Annotated in this window: 21 protein-coding genes and 1 pseudogene; 21 read left to right on the top strand and 1 reads right to left on the bottom strand. The window is 63.0% G+C overall.

From position 1 onward, the window contains the following. Positions 1 to 35: 35 nt before the first annotated feature. The 11 genes and pseudogenes from ASD46_RS02650 to ASD46_RS02600 all read left to right on the top strand — a co-directional run bounded on the left by ASD46_RS02650 (position 36) and on the right by ASD46_RS02600 (position 8,486). Positions 36 to 562 (top strand): annotated as a pseudogene (locus tag ASD46_RS02650) (hypothetical protein). Then, positions 559 to 1,818, top strand: coding sequence for a DNA-packaging protein (locus ASD46_RS02645; RefSeq protein ID WP_025592831.1), 1,260 nt, complete (start codon positions 559 to 561; stop codon positions 1,816 to 1,818). The pseudogene ASD46_RS02650 and the gene ASD46_RS02645 overlap by 4 nt, the downstream one beginning before the upstream one ends. Positions 1,819 to 2,268: 450 nt before the next feature. Beyond that, complete coding sequence (locus ASD46_RS02640) at positions 2,269 to 2,907, top strand: chitinase (RefSeq protein WP_025592834.1); 639 nt, start codon at positions 2,269 to 2,271, stop codon at positions 2,905 to 2,907. A 43-nt stretch (positions 2,908 to 2,950) separates the two neighbouring features. Next, positions 2,951 to 3,274, top strand: a complete 324-nt coding sequence (locus ASD46_RS02635) for a Dabb family protein (RefSeq protein WP_003512096.1) — start codon at positions 2,951 to 2,953, stop codon at positions 3,272 to 3,274. Between the two features lie 186 nt (positions 3,275 to 3,460). Beyond that, on the top strand, positions 3,461 to 4,627 hold the full coding sequence (locus ASD46_RS02630) for a phage portal protein (RefSeq protein WP_035198024.1): 1,167 nt from the start codon (positions 3,461 to 3,463) through the stop codon (positions 4,625 to 4,627). A 187-nt stretch (positions 4,628 to 4,814) separates the two neighbouring features. Then, a complete protein-coding gene (locus ASD46_RS02625; protein WP_003512100.1) occupies positions 4,815 to 5,135 on the top strand; it encodes a DUF6107 family protein in 321 nt (106 codons plus the stop codon). Positions 5,136 to 5,176: 41 nt separating this feature from the next. Beyond that, positions 5,177 to 5,767, top strand: a complete 591-nt coding sequence (locus ASD46_RS02620) for an HK97 family phage prohead protease (RefSeq protein WP_025592839.1) — start codon at positions 5,177 to 5,179, stop codon at positions 5,765 to 5,767. Positions 5,768 to 5,804: 37 nt separating this feature from the next. Next, entirely contained in the window at positions 5,805 to 7,073 is a 1,269-nt protein-coding gene (locus ASD46_RS02615) for a phage major capsid protein (RefSeq protein ID WP_025592840.1), read from the top strand. Between the two features lie 112 nt (positions 7,074 to 7,185). Further along, positions 7,186 to 7,755 (top strand): head-tail connector protein, encoded by a 570-nt coding sequence (locus tag ASD46_RS02610; protein WP_025592842.1) that lies wholly within the window; start codon positions 7,186 to 7,188, stop codon positions 7,753 to 7,755. A 3-nt stretch (positions 7,756 to 7,758) separates the two neighbouring features. Further along, positions 7,759 to 8,094, top strand: a complete 336-nt coding sequence (locus ASD46_RS02605) for a phage head closure protein (protein WP_003512107.1) — start codon at positions 7,759 to 7,761, stop codon at positions 8,092 to 8,094. Further along, positions 8,091 to 8,486: a DUF3168 domain-containing protein gene (locus ASD46_RS02600; RefSeq protein WP_025592843.1), complete on the top strand. Its 396-nt coding sequence runs from the start codon at positions 8,091 to 8,093 to the stop codon at positions 8,484 to 8,486. Before ASD46_RS02605 ends, ASD46_RS02600 begins: the two co-directional genes overlap by 4 nt. 7 nt (positions 8,487 to 8,493) lie before the next feature. On the opposite strand, the gene ASD46_RS02595 is transcribed toward ASD46_RS02600, so the two are convergent. Continuing rightward, the gene (locus tag ASD46_RS02595; protein WP_025592845.1) at positions 8,494 to 9,693 is read right to left on the bottom strand and encodes an MFS transporter; all 1,200 of its coding nucleotides are present in this window, start codon (positions 9,691 to 9,693) and stop codon (positions 8,494 to 8,496) included. A gap of 107 nt (positions 9,694 to 9,800) precedes the next feature. Here ASD46_RS02595 and ASD46_RS02590 point away from each other — a divergent pair, with 107 nt between their 5' ends. The 10 genes from ASD46_RS02590 to ASD46_RS02545 all read left to right on the top strand — a co-directional run bounded on the left by ASD46_RS02590 (position 9,801) and on the right by ASD46_RS02545 (position 17,958). Continuing rightward, positions 9,801 to 10,208 (top strand): phage major tail protein, TP901-1 family, encoded by a 408-nt coding sequence (locus ASD46_RS02590; protein WP_003512111.1) that lies wholly within the window; start codon positions 9,801 to 9,803, stop codon positions 10,206 to 10,208. Further along, entirely contained in the window at positions 10,208 to 10,564 is a 357-nt protein-coding gene (locus ASD46_RS02585) for a gene transfer agent family protein (RefSeq protein WP_013635742.1), read from the top strand. The genes ASD46_RS02590 and ASD46_RS02585 overlap by 1 nt, the downstream gene beginning before the upstream one ends. Beyond that, positions 10,561 to 10,782: a rcc01693 family protein gene (locus ASD46_RS02580; protein ID WP_025592848.1), complete on the top strand. Its 222-nt coding sequence runs from the start codon at positions 10,561 to 10,563 to the stop codon at positions 10,780 to 10,782. Before ASD46_RS02585 ends, ASD46_RS02580 begins: the two co-directional genes overlap by 4 nt. Before the next feature lie 97 nt (positions 10,783 to 10,879). Then, on the top strand, positions 10,880 to 11,461 hold the full coding sequence (locus tag ASD46_RS02575) for a phage tail tape measure protein (RefSeq protein WP_025592849.1): 582 nt from the start codon (positions 10,880 to 10,882) through the stop codon (positions 11,459 to 11,461). A gap of 90 nt (positions 11,462 to 11,551) precedes the next feature. Next, on the top strand, positions 11,552 to 12,190 hold the full coding sequence (locus ASD46_RS02570) for a TIGR02217 family protein (protein ID WP_060641838.1): 639 nt from the start codon (positions 11,552 to 11,554) through the stop codon (positions 12,188 to 12,190). Further along, on the top strand, positions 12,187 to 13,071 hold the full coding sequence (locus ASD46_RS02565) for a DUF2163 domain-containing protein (protein WP_025592851.1): 885 nt from the start codon (positions 12,187 to 12,189) through the stop codon (positions 13,069 to 13,071). Before ASD46_RS02570 ends, ASD46_RS02565 begins: the two co-directional genes overlap by 4 nt. Beyond that, on the top strand, positions 13,068 to 13,502 hold the full coding sequence (locus ASD46_RS02560) for an NlpC/P60 family protein (RefSeq protein WP_025592852.1): 435 nt from the start codon (positions 13,068 to 13,070) through the stop codon (positions 13,500 to 13,502). The genes ASD46_RS02565 and ASD46_RS02560 overlap by 4 nt, the downstream gene beginning before the upstream one ends. Before the next feature lie 17 nt (positions 13,503 to 13,519). After that, the gene (locus ASD46_RS02555) at positions 13,520 to 17,323 is read left to right on the top strand and encodes a baseplate multidomain protein megatron (RefSeq protein ID WP_060641837.1); all 3,804 of its coding nucleotides are present in this window, start codon (positions 13,520 to 13,522) and stop codon (positions 17,321 to 17,323) included. A gap of 34 nt (positions 17,324 to 17,357) precedes the next feature. Beyond that, positions 17,358 to 17,564 (top strand): hypothetical protein, encoded by a 207-nt coding sequence (locus ASD46_RS02550; protein ID WP_003512133.1) that lies wholly within the window; start codon positions 17,358 to 17,360, stop codon positions 17,562 to 17,564. A 139-nt stretch (positions 17,565 to 17,703) separates the two neighbouring features. Next, positions 17,704 to 17,958: a hypothetical protein gene (locus ASD46_RS02545; RefSeq protein WP_003497070.1), complete on the top strand. Its 255-nt coding sequence runs from the start codon at positions 17,704 to 17,706 to the stop codon at positions 17,956 to 17,958. Positions 17,959 to 18,043 lie beyond the last annotated feature (85 nt).

Here is an 18,043-nt window from a genome sequence, read left to right as displayed (position 1 = left end):
TTCCGCGACACGTCATTCTCTCGCAGGTCCACCTCATGGCAAATATCCGCAATTGCGATCTGGCGCTCCACGGCGTCTGGCAGGAAAGCTGCGCCTATGGCGGCGAGGGCAGGCTGGAGGCCGCACCCGAGATAAAATCGCGGGCCGACAAGCTGGCTGCCGAAGATGCGGCGCGCAATGGCAATCTGCGGCAATTGCTGAACGAGCTGACGGTGGAGATGCGCGAACAGTTCTGCATGTACCGCAACCTGCGGCAGACAAGCGAAGCGGCATTTTTATCAACGGTGGAGGATGCCTCGGGCAAGCAGGCGCGCGCCGACGTGAAGGCCGCAACGGATCAGCTTTCGCTGATTGTGCGCACACTGGAACGGATCGATGCCCTGCAACGGGTGCTGGCAGAAGAGAGGCAGGCTCTTGCCGGCGAGGACGAAGCCGATACCGAAGATTACGAAATGGCGGTGGCGCATTTCCTCAAACGCATCGACGAACTGGCAGAACAGAAATGCCGCGCGAGGCTGGAGGCAGATCTGGCCCGTATGCATCTACAGAAGCTGACACATGACGGATGTTTCGAGCGAACCCCAACTGCAAAAGCAGGTCTTCACCCTTCTGCGCGACTGGCGTTTCATCGGTAACCTGCCGCAGCAGCCGCCTGAGGGTGACTGGCGGACTTGGCTTCTGATCGGCGGGCGAGGATCCGGCAAGACCCGCGCCGGGGCCGAATGGGTGCACAGGATTGCGTCCGCCGGCAAGCAATCTGATTTGCGCATCGCGCTTGTTGCGGAAACCCTGGGGGATGCCCGTGAGGTGATGATCGACGGCATTTCCGGCATCTGCCGTATCGCCCGCCGTTGCCGCCCCGCCTTCGAGGTATCGCGCCGCCGGCTCATCTGGCCAAACGGGGCCATGGCGCAGGTGTTTTCCTCTGAAGACCCAGAAAGCCTGCGCGGCCCGCAATTTCACATGGCTTGGGCCGATGAACTTGGAAAATGGAAATATCCGCAGGAAACCTGGGACATGCTGCAATTTGGTCTGCGTCTGGGTGAGGCCCCACGGCAATTGGTGACGACGACGCCACGGCCCATTCCGCTCCTGAAGGCGCTTCTCGCCGACCCTTCGAGCCGGGTGGCCAAAATGCCGACGGCGATGAATGCGCAAAATCTCTCACCCGGTTTCCTGAAAGCCATGCACGACCGTTACGGCGGCACGCGGCTGGGGCGTCAGGAAATCGGCGGCGAACTGATTGATGAGCGCGAAGGCGCGCTGTGGAAACGTGCCGATCTGGAAGCAATTGTGGAAACCGACCATGAGCCGCTGGCGCGGATCGTGGTCGCGGTAGACCCGCCCGCCGGTATCGGTGAAAATTCCTGCTGCGGCATCGTGGCGGCCGGGCTTGGCATATCAGGCAAGTTGGTCGTGCTTGCGGATTGTTCGGTGGAAGGTGAAACACCGGGCGGCTGGGCGCGGGCCGTTGTCGCTGCCGTTCGCCGTCATGAGGCCGACCGGGTGGTGGCGGAAGTCAATCAGGGCGGCGAGATGGTGCGGGCAATGTTGCAGAGCATAGACGCCAATCTGCCGCTTACCCTGGTGCGGGCAAGCCGGGGCAAGTTCACCCGCGCCGAGCCGGTGGCGGCACTCTACGAACAGGGCAGGGTACGCCACGCCGCACGGTTTGAAAAACTAACCGACCAGATGGCGGATTTCGGACCCGACGGTCTTTCATCCGGACGCTCGCCCGACCGGCTGGATGCGCTGGTCTGGGCAATAACGGCGTTGACGACGAGTGTTGCGAGTGAGCCGAGGGTGCGCGGAATGTGATATCCGCGCTAATTGGCCCCATGAATGAGAGCCAATTGCCTATCTAGCCGACGCATATTGGTTCTTCTCCCCGGCGGGGAGAAGAAATCCGGGTCGCCGTTAACGCCCAAAATCGGACGTCTGGCAGATGCTACTTCTTCGGAGACTGCGCGGGTTTCGGCTGAGAACCGGTTTCGCGCATCTGGCGCCACTCATTTTCGAGCCGGTCATAAACGGTCTGGGGGATTGTCGCTGTCATGGTGGCATTCCTCCTTGAATGGTCAACGCTGCGGAAGTGCGCGGTGAATGGAGTTAGCGCGCTAAGGTTCCGCAACTCAAGGAATTTTTTACCTCAAAACCCCGGTCAGCGGATTAAAATCGATTAGGATTTTTTCAAATCGATTTAGTTTTGACGGCTGTCATGTGGAAAAAACAAAGGGTGATATCGCCCCCGATTTTCAGGAGCCGGCTATGGCCTATGACGGCGCGCGATTCTTCGCGTCGGTGCGAATTTCCATCTACGGTGGTCGCCTGCGAGCTGCACAGCTTGACGGGACAAAGACGATCCTGGCCGGCTTCGGCAAGGCCCTGCCGGGCGGTGATCCCCGCTGGCTCGCCTACATGCTGGCCACGACTTTTCACGAGACGGCTGCGACCATGCAGCCGGTGCGCGAGACATTGGCGGCAAACGATGCCGAGGCGATCGCAAGGCTGGACCGGGCCTTTGCAGCAGGCAGGCTGCCCATGGTGCGCAAACCCTATTGGCGGCCAGACGCCGACGGCAAAAGCTGGCTCGGACGCGGTTTCGTGCAACTGACGCATCGCCGCAATTACGAGGCCATGTCGCAGCTGACCGGTGTGGACCTTCTGGCGCGCCCAGAACGCGCCATGGAACCGGATGTGGCAACCGCGATCCTGATCCACGGCATGATAGCCGGCAGCTTTACCGGCCGGAAGCTTGCCGATGTCTTCGAGGGCAAGCGTGAGGATTGGGAGGGTGCGCGCGCCATCATCAATGGCCGCGACCGGGCGCGGCTTGTCGGGGACTACGGCCGGGCATTTCATCGCGCCCTTTTGGCGGCGCGGATTGAACCGGCGCGGGCCAGATGATAACCCGTTAGCAAGCGCCGCAAGGGCCATATTCGAATTTTGCATGACAGGTGACACCGTGATCCGCCATATCGTTTTTTTCACCGTTCCCGAGGAAAACCGCGACGCCGTGCGCAAGGGGCTCTCCGGCCTCACCGCCATACCGCATTCGCTGAAGCTCGAAATCGGCGAGAATGTGAAGAAGGACCAATGGGGCAATTCGGTCGATTTCATCGTCTATGGCGAGTTCGAAAACGAGGCGGCGCTCGCGGCCTACAAGGCCGACCCCGCTTATGATCTTTCGACGCGTACGGTGAAGCCGCTGCGCGAGACGCGGGTTGCCGCTGATTTCAACAGCGATACGGCAGTGAAAGCGCCAATCCGGTAAGTTTCGTCAAGACTCGGGCCCTCCACCCTCATTCCTGTGCTTTTCACAGGAAGCCAGCCGACGCGCGTCTGCGCGGCGAAACGAGTGCTTTAAGTCCAAAGACTTGGGCTGGCTGAATCCCTGTGACGAGCACAGGGATGAGGGCCTGGCGGGAAACTGAGCCCGCATTAAAACAAGGACAATTCCATGCGATTTCCGTTTTCCCTGCCGTGGCGGCGCCCGGCGGATGGCAGAGCCGTGCCTGAACGCAAGACAGCGGCGGGCGGCTTCATGGCGGTTGCGCCGCAGGGTGGCCAGGCATTCTGGACCGGCCGCTCCTATGCCGCACTCGCCCGCGAGGGCTTCATGAAAAACCCGGTAGCGCACCGCGCCGCCCGCATGGTGGCAGAAGCCTCCGCATCGGTGAGCTGGCTGCTTTACGATGGCGATGAGGAGATCGGCGATCATCCGCTGCTCGCACTTCTAGGCAAGCCCAGCGCTCATATGGGCGGGCCGGACTTTTTCGAGACGCTGTATGGCCATCTGATGTTGGCTGGCAACGCCTATATCGAACCGCTAGTGGTCGGCGAACGACTGCGCGAGCTGCATCTTCTACGGCCGGACCGGGTGAGCATCATCGAAGGCGCGGATGGCTGGCCCGTGGGTTACGATTATCGTGCCGAGGGCCGCGCCATCAGGCGCATTGCTGCTGAACGTGACGGGCTGGGGCTGCTGCACCTGAAGCTTTTTCATCCGCTGGACGATCGGGTCGGGTTCGCGCCACTTGCTTCGGCGGGCGCGGCTCTCGATCTCCACAATGCCGCAAGCCAGTGGAACAAACGTCTGCTCGACAATTCCGCTCGCCCTTCCGGTGCACTGGTCTATCAGCCGAAAGAGGGTGGCAATCTCTCCACCGAGCAATATGAGCGGCTGAAGCGCGAGCTGGAGGAAGGTTATCAAGGAGCGATGAATGCAGGCCGGCCGCTTCTTCTGGAAGGCGGTCTCGACTGGAAGGCCATGGGGCTTTCGCCGCGCGACATGGATTTTCTGGAAGCACGCAACGGTGCCGCACGCGACATAGCGCTTGCACTCGGCGTACCGCCGATGCTGATCGGCATTCCCGGCGACAATACCTATGCCAATTACCAGGAGGCAAACCGCGCTTTTTATCGTCTCACCGTGCTGCCGCTCGTCAACCGCACGGCGGCACGGCTCTGCGGCTGGCTGTCGCCGATTTTCGGCTCCGGGCTGCGGCTGGAACCGGATCTTGACAGGATCGCCGGTCTTGCCGGTGAGCGGGACGCCCTGTGGACAAGGATCGGCGCAGCGTCGTTTCTGACCGACGAGGAAAAGCGGGAGGCGGTTGGGTATTAGCCTCCGTGCTTGAGCCACCGGGCTGCGTCTTCGACCAATTTCTGAACCAGCGGAATCGTTTTGTGAGGTTCGCCGTTCAAGCGATTCTGAAGACTCGCGAAATGGCGTTTTGAAACTGCACACCCGACCTGCGGGCGACGCGGCGCGTCTGTCCGATTTTTCACATCCTAAACCGGAATGATTACCCATGTCTGAATTCGCCAATGAAGGCGGCATCTGGGCCGCCCGCATCACCGGTGCCGTCGCAGGCGCGGGTGTGTCGCTCGTCTACCTCCTGCCGAAAAGCAAACGCGAGGCGGCGAGCCGTTTCGTGACCGGCGTCTCCTGCGGCATGATCTTCGGCGGCCCCGTGGGCCTGTGGATCGTGCAGCAACTCGAGATTGCCGGCGCGCTTTCAGGCCGGGAAATCATGGTGGCGGGCTCTGCCGCTGCCAGCATGGTGGCCTGGTGGGGGCTTGGCCTGCTGGTGCGCGTGGCCGACCGTTACAACGCCCGTCCGCGCGCTTAGCCTCCACGCGGCACCCCCTTTTCACATCGCAGGAGTTTCCCATGCACGTCTATCGCGGGCCGCGCCCCGCCACGCGCAAATTCGCCAATCTGGAACTGCGCGGCATAGCTGGCGACGGCACGTTTTCCGGTTATGCCAGCGTCTTCGGCGAGGTCGATCTCGGCCGCGACGTGATCGAGCGCGGCGCTTTCCGCCGCTCCATCGAGGAACGCGGTGCGGGCGGTATCCGGATGCTCTACCAGCACGATCCGGCCGAGCCGATCGGCGCATGGCGCACCATCCGCGAGGATCAGCGCGGGCTTTACGTGGAAGGTGTTCTCGCCCCCGGCGTCGCCCGTTCGCGCGAGGTCCATTCGCTGATGAAGACAGGCGCGCTGGACGGGCTTTCGATCGGTTTTCGCACGGTACGTTCAAGCAAGGAGGGGCGCTCCGGCAAGGCGGCACGCCCTGGCGTCAGGCGCATTCTGGAGGCCGATCTCTGGGAAATCTCTGTGGTGACCTTTCCGATGCTGCCGTCCGCGCGGGTATCGGATGTCAAACACGCCCGCTTCTTCCGCGACCGCGAAACCGAGCTGGTGCGCACCATGCGCCGCGCGGCGCGTTCGCTTTTCGACACAGCCTTCAAACGCTGACTTCCTCCCAAACACTTCCGAAAACAAGGATGGCGACATGACAGACCAGATGACAAAACCGGCCGCAATGACGGTCGCGCCGCAGGTGAAGGCCGCGCCCGATACGATGGCGGCGGCCTTCGACGAGTTCATGGAGGCCTTCGAGGCCTTCCGCGACACCAACGACCAGCGGCTTTCCGATATCGAACGCAAGATGGGGTCCGACGTCGTGACCCGCGACAAGCTCGACCGCATCGACAAGGCGCTCGATGACAACCGCAAGATCATGGACGATCTGGCGCTCAAGAAAGCGCGCCCGGCGCTCGGCCGCAAGCAGGCGCATTCCCTCGATACGGATGAGCACAAGGCCGCCTTCGAAGCCTATATCCGCCGGGGTGAGGAGGGCGCGCTGCGCGATCTGGAGGCCAAGGCCTTTGCCGGATCGACAGGCGCCGATGGTGGTTATCTGCTGCCCACCGAAACGGATGGCGAGATCGGCCGCCGCATGACGGCGATTTCACCGATCCGGTCGCTGGCGACCGTGCGGCAGGTTTCCACTGCCGTGCTGAAGAAGCCGTTTTCGCCGGGCGGATTTGCCACCGGCTGGGTCTCTGAAACGGCGGCTCGCCCCGAGACGACGACACCGAAGCTCTCCGAACTTTCCTTCCCGACCATGGAACTCTACGCCATGCCTGCCGCAACCCAGGGGTTGCTGGATGATGCGGCCGTGGATATCGAGGCCTGGATCGCCTCGGAAGTGGACATTGCCTTTGCAGAACAGGAGGCAGCGGCGTTCATCGCCGGCGACGGTACCAACAAACCGAAGGGTTTCCTCTCCTATACGGCCGTCGCCAATGACAGCTGGAGCTGGGGCAATATCGGTTATGTCGCCACCGGTGTTGCGGGTGGCTTCGCCTCCGCGGGGCCAATGGATGTGCTGCTGGATGCCGTCTATGGGCTGAAGGCAGGCCACCGCCAGAACGGCAACTTCGTGATGAACCGCAAGACGCAAGGGGCGCTGCGCCGCTTCAAGGATACCAGCGGCGCCTATCTCTGGCATCCGCCCGCTGCCGCCGGGCAGCCCGCCTCGCTGATGGGCTTTCCCGTGATGGAGGCCGAAGACATGCCGAATGTCGCGGCAAACAGCTTCGCCATCGCTTTCGGTGATTTCCGCGCCGGTTACCTCGTGGTGGACCGCACCGGCGTGCGCATCCTGCGCGATCCCTATTCGGCAAAACCCTATGTGCTGTTCTACACCACCAAGCGCGTGGGCGGCGGCGTGCAGAACTTCGAGGCGATCAAGCTGGTGAAGTTCGGGGTGAATTGACCACAATCCTCCCCGTCACCCCGGACCAAGTCGGGGGTGACGGCGTGCGGATGCTACATTTTCGCCAAACGCTTTCGGCCGGAATTCTTTCTGTCCCATATCCGGAGACCCCATGACCTATGCCCTCATTCATCCGCCGCAGGCGGAGCCGCTGACGCTTGCCGAGGTGAAGGCGCATTTGCGTCTCGACGGCGGCGACGAGGATGCGCTGCTGGCTGCGCTGATCCGTACCGCCCGCGAGCATCTGGAACGTACGACAGGACTTTGCCTGATACGCCAGACCTGGCGGCTCTATCTCGACCGGTGGCCGCCGAGTGGTATGATTCTGATTGGTAAGGGACCGGCGCAAACCATCGAAACGATTCTGGTTTTTGACGGTCAAGGGCGCGCGGCCGACATCACAGCCGCCGACAGATTGCTTGACGGCGAGGCGCGCCCGGCGCGGCTGTGGCTGCGCGACCCGCCAGCCCCCGGACGGGTGATGAACGGCATCGAGATCGACTTCATTGCCGGTTACGGTGAGGCGGGAACCGATGTGCCCGATACGCTGAAACGCGCCATGCTGATGCATGTGGCCCAGATGTTCGCCTTCCGCGGTGCCGTTGCTCTGGAAAATCAACCCGCAGCGGTTCCGGCCGGTTACGAGCGGCTGGTGTCTCCGTTCTGCCGTGTGGGGCTATGAGCCATGAACCTCGTTTTTCTCGACCCCGGCAAGCTTACGGCGCGGTTGGAGCTTGAGGTGCGCAGCGAGGTAACGGACGGGCAGGGTGGGGCCGCGGAAAGCTGGAGTTTCCTGCGTTCGCTCTGGGCGGCTATCGAACCTGTTTCGAATGCCTCGCATGAGCGGGCCTCGGCTGAGGGCGTAACAATCACCCACCGCGTCTGGCTGGTCTGGCGCAGCGACATTGCCGCCGGCATGCGCTTTCGCAAGGGACGGCGCATTCTGGCGATCCGGGCCGTGATGGATCCGGACGAGACCCGCCGTTTCATCGTCTGCCGCTGTGAGGAGGAAAGCCCGTGAGTGCCGCAAATGTGCTTCTACAGGCGATTTTCGCAAAACTTTCCGGCGACGCTGCTCTGATGGCGCTCATCCCCGGCGGTATCGTCGACCGGCTTTTGCCGCGCGCCATCCTGCCCCTGATCGTTATCGACGAACTTGAATGCCGCGATTACTCGACGGCGACGGAAAAGGCCGAAGAACATTTTCTGTCGCTGGACATCTGGAGCGATGCCAATGGCCGCAGGTGCGCGGGTGAGATTGCCGGGCGGGTGAAAACCCTGCTCGACGATGCCGCCCTTCCGCTTGTCGGTATCTCGCTCGTCAATCTGCAGCTTCTCTCGAGCCGTTCGCGGCGCGAGCCGAAGACACGGAACTTCCTCGCAGAAATGCGTTTCAGGGCGGTAACGGAATAGGGTCGGTTCAGGAATTCTGTTTGCGCACGGTGCGCCAGAGCACGATCAGCAGCAGAAACGAAATGCTGATCAGCACGGCGGCGATGGTGAGCATGGCCGCCACCCCGCCGCGATCCAGCGCCAGCGTGAAAATGACGGGCGCCACGGCAATGGCAAGGTTCTGCGGCAGGGAGATACGCGCAGCCTGAAGGCCATATTGTTCCGGTGAAAATACCGCGAGCGGCAACACCGCGCGACTGACGGTGAGCACGCCCGCGCCAAAGCCGAAGAAAATGATGAAGCCGATGAAAGCGGGCATGGCCGGGGCAAAAACGAGCAACAGCACGAAGGATGCGAGCAGCATACCTAAGCCGATCATGCAGGTGACGAAAGGATTGCCGTGTTTTCCAAGCAGAAAATCCAACCCGCGCGCCATGATCGCAAGCACGCTGCGCACGGCTGCCAGTTGCACGGCGAGCGATTGCGATGCGCCGGCATGGACCAGCAGCAGAGGCAGGAGCGGCGAAAAGCCAAAGGCTGTGAAGGCGCTAAGCGTCGTCATTGCCGCCAGAAGCAGAAAGGCGCGCCGCGTATCGACAGGCGATGTCGAGACCGCAGCAGTTTTCGACGTGCCTGGAGTATTGCTCGTCCTTCGTCCGGGAAGGACAAAAACATAGAGTGGCAGAAGCACGAATATCTGCAGACAGGCATATACCAAAAGGGTGCCGCGCCAGCCCAGGTGCTGATCTGCGACGGTGGTGACGGGCAGGAAAACCGCTGCCGAAAGCCCGGTAAACACCATCAGAAGCGTCAGCGACCGGCCACTTTCCGCGCCGACACGTTCCACCACAGCGGTATGGGCCGCCGTCGTCAGGCCGCAGGTCGCGGCCAGACCCATCACGACCCAGCCGAGGACATAGCTGATCACGCCGCCCGCAAAGGCGAGCACGACAAAACCCGCCGTGAACAGCAACGAACCCGCCACAAGAACAGGGGCGGCACCACGGCGCACGAGCGTTCTTCCCAGAAGCGGGCCGCAGAGCGCGCTGATCGTCATCATGACGGTGAGACCGGCAAAAACGACCTCGTTTGCGATGGCCAGTTCCTGTCCGATGCGTGGCCCCAGTATGGCCAGCATGTCGAAACCGGTGCCCCAGCTGACGACCTGCCCAACCGCAAGCACGCCGATAAGGCGCGCGCGAGACGTGAAGGGGGTGGCATCAGACATGATGAAAATCGCGGGTGCGAGATGCGGGAATGCTTTTGGTAGCAGGCCAGTTGCGACCCGGCAACATCAAACGAGACGACATCAATCGAAACGAGAGGGAGAACACCATGGTGGCGCAGAAGGGCAAGGACCTGCTGCTGAAGTTCAACAACGCCGGCTCCTATGTGACCGTGGCGGGGCTCAGAACCAAGCGTCTGGCCTTCAACGCGCAGGCGGTCGATATTACCGACGGCGAAAGCGCCGGGCGCTGGCGCGAGCTTCTGGCCGGCGCCGGCGTGCAGCGGGCATCGCTGACGGCGTCGGGCATCTTCAAGGATCAGGCAAGCGATGCACTGGTGCGTGGCGCATTTTTCGCCGGCTCCATTCCGGGCTGGCAGATTGTCATTCCTGACTTCGGCACAATCACCGGGCCGTTCCAGATCGTCGCACTCGAATATTCCGGTCGCCACGATGGCGAAGTGCAATTCGAGACCGCGCTGGAATCGGCCGGTTTCCTCAATTTCGGAGCACTGTGATGCCGCAAGGGTTACGTTACGGGCGGGCGAACCGCCATCGCGGCGAGATCGAGGCGCTGATCGATGGCGAAAGGCGCGTTCTTTGCCTGACGCTCGGCGCTCTCGCCGAACTCGAAACCGCCTTTCAGGCCGATGATCTCACCGCGCTCGCCGAACGTTTCGCAGCCGGACGTATGAAGGCGACCGATATGATACGGGTGATCGGCGCAGGTCTGCGCGGCGCGGGCAACGTGTTTTCCGATGAGGACGTGGCCGCAGCCACGGTAGAAGGCGGCCTTGCCGGCCACGCCGCCATCGTCGCCGATCTCCTGACAGCCACCTTTGCCGGTTCGAGGGGCACACCGCCGGACCCTTGAGCGCCGCAGCAGGTGAGGTGGGCGATCTGACGCCGCGTCCTTTTCCTTGGGAGGCGGTAATACACACCGGTTTCCACCTGCTGCGGCTTTCCTCCGAAACCTTCTGGCAGCTGACGCCAAGGGAATTCGTTGCCATGACCGGCGGCATCCGCCCCGCTTTCCACACCCTCGACCGCCCGGCGATGGATGCGATGATGCGGCGGTTTCCGGATGGCTGAGTGTGGTTTGCTATTTTGGGGGACGTGCATCTTTCGTGAAAACGACCAGGCAATTCAAACATCTACGGCTCTGTTTTGAATCAGAAAGGCAAGCGTGATGGCAGGCGAAGTATCGATTGCGGACAGTCGCGAGGAAGCGGAAGCGCTCTCGGAGGCGATGGGTGATCTCGAACGGCGTTCCGAGCGGTTCGGGGCGGCGTTGACTTCTGCCATGCAGGCCGCGGTGACGAGCGGCAAGGGGTTGGATGACGTGTTGCGCGGGCTTGGCGAACGGCTCTCCGGCATTGCGCTTTCCGCCGGGTTGAAGCCGCTTGAGAACATGATCGGCAATGCCGTGGGCGGGCTTTTGAATGGCGGCGGTTCGCTGTTTGCCTTTGCCGATGGCGGGGTGCCGGGACGCAGTATCACGCCCTTTGCCGATGGCGGTGTGGTCGCAAGCCCGGCCTTCTTCCCGATGGGCGGCGGGCTTGGCCTGATGGGCGAAGCGGGTGCCGAGGCGATCCTGCCGCTGAAGCGTGGTTCGGATGGGGCGCTCGGTGTTGCCGCACCGGCGGGTGGCGGCGGCGCGCAGATCGTTTTCAATGTGACGGCGACGGATGCGGCGAGCTTCAGAAAAAGTGAAGGCCAGATCGCCGCCATGCTGGCGCGCAGCGTCGGGCGTGGCCAGCGCGGCCTGTGACGGATTGAACCTCCTCCCTGCAAGACCTCTGAGTCGAGCGTGACCCTTCCATCTTTCCCAGACTATTAAAACGAATCCAGGAACAACGACATGGCGGCATTTCATGAAGTGCGGTTTCCGCTGAGGCTGGCGCTTGGCGTAAGCGGCGGGCCGGTAAGGAGAACCGATATCGTCAACCTTTCCAATCGGCGGGAGAACCGCAACCAGCGTTGGAAGAATGCCAGACGCGCCTATGACGCAGGATCGGGCATTCGCTCCGTTGCCGATCTTTACGAGGTGCTGTCCTTTTTCGAGGCGCGGCGCGGTGAACTCCATGGCTTTCGGTTTCGCGACCCGGTGGATTTCAAATCATGTCCGCCGGGCCAGACACCTGCTGCAAGCGACCAGAAGATTGGCACCGGTGACGGCACGACGACGGCTTTTCAGCTGGTGAAGACCTATGCCGATGCGGGCGGTTCTTTCACCCGGCGGGTGGAGAAGCCGGTCGAGGCTTCGGTCATCATCTCAGTCGATGGGGTGAAAGCCGTCTTGTCGGATTTTTCGGTCGACCATGTGACCGGTACGGTGACGTTTCGCGCCGGTAAGGCGCCGCCTGCCGGTGCCGCAATCCGGGCCGGTTTCGAATTCGACGTGCCGGTGCGATTTGCAATCGACCGCATCGACGTGAACCTTACCGCCTTCGAGGCGGGCCGCATTCCCTCCATTCCATTGATGGAAATCCTGCCATGAAGACCATTCCTGCCGCTTTGGCCGAACATCTGGCGGGAGAGGCCACGACCACCTGCCATTGCTGGAAAGTGACGCTGAAGGACGGCGAGGTCATCGGTTTTACAGACCATGACGGGACCCTTTCCTTCGCCGGTACTGCCTATCTGGCCGCAAGCGGCTTTGGTGCGAGTGACAGCGACAGCGAGGCCGGACTTGGCGCGAGTGCGGGCGAAGTGACGGGCGGCTTTTCCAGTGAGGCGATTTCCGAAAGCGATCTGGCCGCCGGACGTTTCGATGGTGCGCAGGTGGCGCTCTACCTCGTCAACTGGCAGGTGCCGGAACAGCATGTGCTGCTGAACATGCGCGAAATCGGCGAGGTGACACGGGCGGGCGGGGCGTTTCGTGCCGAGCTGCGCAGCATCGCCCATCGTCTTTCCCAGCCGCAGGGCAGGGTCTATGGGCGGCGCTGCGATGCCGCCCTTGGTGATCGGCGATGCGGCGTCGATCTCAAGCGATTTACCGGCACCGGCAGCGTTGCGGGCATGGACGCGGCGGGCAACCTGCTGGTGACAGGGCTGGACGCTTTCGCCGATGGTTTCTTCAGCCGGGGGAAATTGCGGTTTCTGAGCGGCCAACTTGTCGGCAAGGGTTTCGATCTCGACGGCCACGAGAAACGCGATGGCGGCACGCTTCTGTCCTTTTGGCTCGCTCCGGAGCAACCGCCGCAGCCGGGTGATGTTTTTTCCGTCATCGCCGGTTGCGACAAGAGTTTTGCGACCTGCAAGGCGAAATTCGCCAATTACCTGAACTTTCGTGGCTTTCCGCATCTGCCGGGGGCGGATTTCGCCTATTCCTACGCCAGCGGCGGCCAGACCCATGACGGCAAGGCGCTGTTTCCATGAGCAGTACCTCAGAAAAAGTGCTGGCGGTCGCGCAAGGCTGGATCGGCACGCCCTACCGGCATCAGGCGTCGTTGCAAGGCGTTGGCTGCGATTGCCTCGGCCTTGTCAGGGGCATCTGGCGCTCGCTTTACGGCGAGGAACCGGAACTGCCGCCGCCCTACGCACCAGATTGGGCCGAGCGGGGCGGCGAGGACCGGCTGCTGGATGCCGCGACACGTTATTTTTCGGCGGTGCCTGATATGGAAGAGGCGATGCCGGGCGACCTGCTGCTGTTCCGCTGGCGGGCTGATGCAGCGGCGAAACATCTCGGCATTCTCGCCGGGCCACAGCATTTCATCCATGCCTATGAACAGGTGGCAGTGGTGCGCTCGGCGCTGGTGCCCGGCTGGAAGCGACGTATTGCCGGCGTCTTCCGTTTTCCCGAACCCTGACATTTTTCGAGGCGACCATGGCGACCATTCTCTTTCAGGCGGCGGGTGCAGCACTCGGCGGCGTTTTCGGCCCCGTGGGTGCCATCATCGGCCGCGCGGCTGGCGCGCTGGCGGGCAATGCCGTCGACCGCGCGCTGCTTTCGAACGGGCGGACGGTGTCCGGCGCCCGGCTTTCCACAGCGCGTATTCCGGGTGCGGACGAAGGCGCTGCGATCAACCGGCTTTACGGCACGGCGAGGATCGGCGGCACGCTGATCTGGGCGACGCGCTTTGAGGAAAGCGTCGAGGTGACGCGTCGCGGCGGCAAGGGCAATCGCGGCCCGAAGGTCGAGTCCTTTCGCTATTTCGCCAATCTCGCCGTCGGGCTGTGCGAGGGCGAGGCGGCCATGGTGCGGCGCGTCTGGGCCGATGGGCGGGAACTGGACCTGAGCGCCATCGAGATGCGCTTTTATCCCGGCAGCGAGACGCAATTACCGGATCCGCTGATCGAGGCAAAACAGGGCGCAGGCAATGCACCCGCCTTTCGCGGGTTGGCCTATGTCGTGTTCGAACGCCTGCCGCTTGACAGCTATGGCAACCGCATTCCGCTGATGCAGTTCGAGGTGGTGCGACCGGTCGGCCGGCTGGAAAAAGCCATCCGTGCCATCACCGTCATTCCCGGTGCGACGGAACACGGTTACGCCACGGCGCAGGTTTCGGAACGCACCGGCATGGGCGAAAGTCGCATCATGAACCGCAATTGCCTGACGGCCTTGACCGACTGGCAGGCCGCGATCGACGAATTGCAGGCGCTGTGCCCCAATCTGCAAAGCGTGGCGCTGGTGGTGAGCTGGTTCGGCACCGACATGCGCGCGGGCGAATGCCGCATTCTGCCGGGTGTGGAAGTGGCAGGTCGCGACAGGGAAAGTGCGGCATGGTCCGTCGCCGGTGTTTCGCGCGGGCAAGCGCATCTCGTCAGCCATCACGGCGGCGGCCCGGCCTATGGTGGCACGCCGGATGATCAAAGCGTTGTGCAGGCGATAGCCGACCTCAAGGCGCGTGGTCTGAAGGTCTGCCTTTATCCATTCGTGATGATGGATGTGCCAGCCGGCAACGGCCTGCCGGACCCCTACGGCAAAGGCGAGCAGGACGCCTATGGCTGGCGCGGACGCATCACCTGTTTTCCGGCACCGGGCCTGGCAGGTTCGCCCGACCGCAGTGCAGGCACGCGCACGGAGATTTCCACCTTCTGCAACCGCACTGAGGGGTATCGCCGCATGGTGCTGCATTATGCGGCGCTGGTGGCGCAGGCGGGTGGGGTGGATGCCTTCCTGATCGGCTCGGAGCTGCGCGGGCTGACAAGCCTGCGCGACCATAACGACGCCTTTCCTTTCGTGGAGGAACTGGTGCGGCTGGCGGCGGATGTGCGCGCCGTTGTCGGGTCGGCAACGAAACTGACCTATGGCGCGGACTGGAGCGAATATTTCGGATATCAGCCGGCGGACGGTTCCGGCGACGTGTTCTTCAATCTCGATCCGCTGTGGGCAAGCCCTGATATCGATGCCATCGGCATCGACAATTACATGCCGCTTTCCGACTGGCGCGACGAGGATGCTGCAAACGGCAATCCTGATGGTATGAGCGGCCCGGACGATGCTAACGCCCTCCGTCGTGCCATCACGGCGGGCGAGGGTTTCGACTGGTATTACGCCAGCGATGCCGACCGCGCGGCGCGGCGGCGCACGCCCATCACCGATGGTCTCAAGGGCAAGCCGTGGGTATTCCGCTACAAGGACCTGCGAAGCTGGTGGCGGAATGCCCATTTTGACCGGGTGCGCGGTGCTGAGAAATTGACGCCAACCGCATGGGTGCCGGGGTCGAAACCGATCTGGTTCACCGAACTCGGCTGCCCGGCGGTGGACAAGAGTTCGACGCGCCCGAATGTCTTTCCCGATCCGAAATCGGCGGAAAACGCTTATCCCTATTTTTCCCGCAGAAGCCGCGCCGACAGCCAGCAGCGACGGTTTCTGGAGGCGCATCTCGACCATTGGAAGGGGAAGGGGGATGCGGCGATGGTGGATCCGAACCGCGTCTATATGTGGACCTGGGATGCGCGGCCGTTCCCCGCCTTTCCGCAGAACGGCGCGGCCTGGAGCGATGGGGCCAACTGGCGTACCGGCCATTGGCTGAACGGCCGGCTTGGGACTGCCACGCTTGCCGATACCATCGCCGCGATCCTGAAGGACCATGGCTTTTCCGGCTTCGACGTCTCTGCCGTCAGTGGCGATCTGACGGGATATGTGCAGGGCGACGTGACCTCGGCCCGCAACCTCCTGGAGCCGCTGATGGCGGCGTTTCAGGTGGATGTCGCGGAGGACGGCGGAACCCTGCGCTTCCGCTCTCGCAACACGGCGGTTCTGCCCGTGCGTGACGCCGCCGTGCTGGCCGATCTGGACGACGAACCGCTGTGGTCGGAAAATCGCGGCCATGACAGCGATTTCGCCGCAGAGGCCGTGCTGACCTCGTTCAATCCGGAGCTGGACTACGAGCAGGCGAGCGTGCGTTCGCGCCGTATCGACAATGCCGGCAGCCGCGTCATGCGGCTCGACCTTAGCGCAGCACTCCCGGCGGAAACAGCGGAAGCCGCAGCTGAGGCCCTGTTGCGTGACAACAGGCAGGCGCGGCGCACGCTGCGTTTTGCGTTGCCGCCCGCAGATATCGCTCTGGAACCCGGTGATTGCATCCGTCTCCCGCAGAATGTGTTTTCGGAGGCTCCGGCAGGGAGGTTCCTGGTCAGCCGGATTGAGGACGGTACTGTACGGCAGGTGGAGGCGCGCGCCTTTTCCGCCGCATCCGCCGCTTTTTCGGGCGCTGTGGATGAGCGTCGTGTTGGCGGGGCAAACGGCGCGGAAGGTTTTGCCCCGGAGGTGCTGTTTCTCGACCTGCCGCGCCATGACGGCACAGCGTCTGAAAATTCGGCGCAGATTGCCGTTTTTGCACGGCCATGGCGGCCAATCGTCGTTTCGTCCTCCGCCGGCACGGAAGGCTACCGGCAGCGCGCCGTGCTTGACCGGCCCGCGATGATCGGCACGTTGGCCATGCCGCTGACATCAGGCCCCTCCGGCCGTTTCGACCGGCAAAACACCATCCTGATCGATCTGCCATCAGGCGAGCTTTCCTCGGCCACGGAGCTTTCGGTGCTGAACGGCGAGAACCGCATGGCGGTGAGGTCCGCAAACGGTGTTTGGGAGATCATCGCTTTCGCGCGCGCAGAGGAAATTGCGCCCGCGCGCTGGCGGCTTTCCGCTTTGTTGCGTGGGCTTGGCGGCACGGAAGATGCGTTGGCCATTGGCGCGCCGGTGGGCGCCCCTGTTGTGGTGCTGGACGCCGCGGTGCAGCCGCTCGGTCTTGCCGCGACCGAACGCGGACGGCGGCTGAACTGGATCGCCGAGGCGGCGGGAATGGCGGGCGCCCCCGCCGGTCCTTTTGTCTTCGAGGGTGGCTTGCGGGCTGAAACGCCGCTCGCGCCGGTGCATCTTGCGGCCGAGCGACGCAGGGACGGCATTTTGCTGCGCTGGGTGCGCCGAGGCCGGATGGAGGCCGATGGCTGGGACGCGAGCGAGATACCGCTGGAAGAGCCGTTCGAGCGTTACCGCGTGGAGGTGCTGGATCGCGAGGCCGTTCGACGCACGGCAGAGGTCTCCGAACCCTTCTGGCTGTACCCCAAAGCGGACGAACTCACAGATTTCCCGACCTTGCGGGATCACATTTCCGTGCGTGTCCGTCAGCTCGGCCGCGCGGTGCCTCTGGGAGTGGCGGCGCACGCCGTTCTCCCACTCTGACAACCACCTGAAAAACAACGCAAAGGACGAGATTATGGAGAGTACCAAGGCATGGTATCAATCGCGCACGATCTGGGGCGCCCTGGTTGCGGTTTTCGCACCGCTTTTCAGCGTCGCTGGTCTTGATCTTCCCGCCGGCCTGCACGGCGAGCTGGCGGAGGGACTGGTGACCGTTGCGGGCGGAATTGGCGGCCTCGTCGCACTTTACGGCCGCCTTTCGGCAACCCGTGCCATCCGCTGACGCCACTAGCGCCCATACCGTCCCCGCCGTGCGTCGTGGCGTCGGGGGCGGCATTCATTTGCCATTCAGACGCTTTGCGCTACATATTCGGTCACAATACGGTTCGAGACGCAGCCGATTTTTTTGGAAGATTTGTGCAATGGCATCACCTCTCATCATCGCGACGCTTGCAGCCGGGCTTTCCGGTTTCACGGCGCCCGAGGCTGATTTGCAGGGCCATTACATTCTGGCTGCAAGCGATTGCGGCGCGGCCGTTGCCCGCGTGGTGCGCGAAACCGGTGGTCAGCTTCTTTCGGTCTATCCCTCCGGTGACGGTCAGTCCTGTGTAGTTACCGTTCTCGTCCAGGGTAATGGCGAGCGCCCGCGCAAGGTAACGATGCGCGTGCCGATGTAGCCTTGCCCGCATCGCCGAAATATCGGAAAACAATCCGACACAGTTAGCATGACCGGCGACGCGCGCGCGGGCCGGGACGTAAGGA

This window comes from Rhizobium sp. Root491, assembly GCF_001427205.1.
In the GTDB taxonomy this organism is placed as follows: Bacteria; Pseudomonadota; Alphaproteobacteria; order Rhizobiales; family Rhizobiaceae; genus Agrobacterium; species Agrobacterium tumefaciens.
This window is presented reverse-complemented; position numbering and strand designations above follow the sequence as displayed.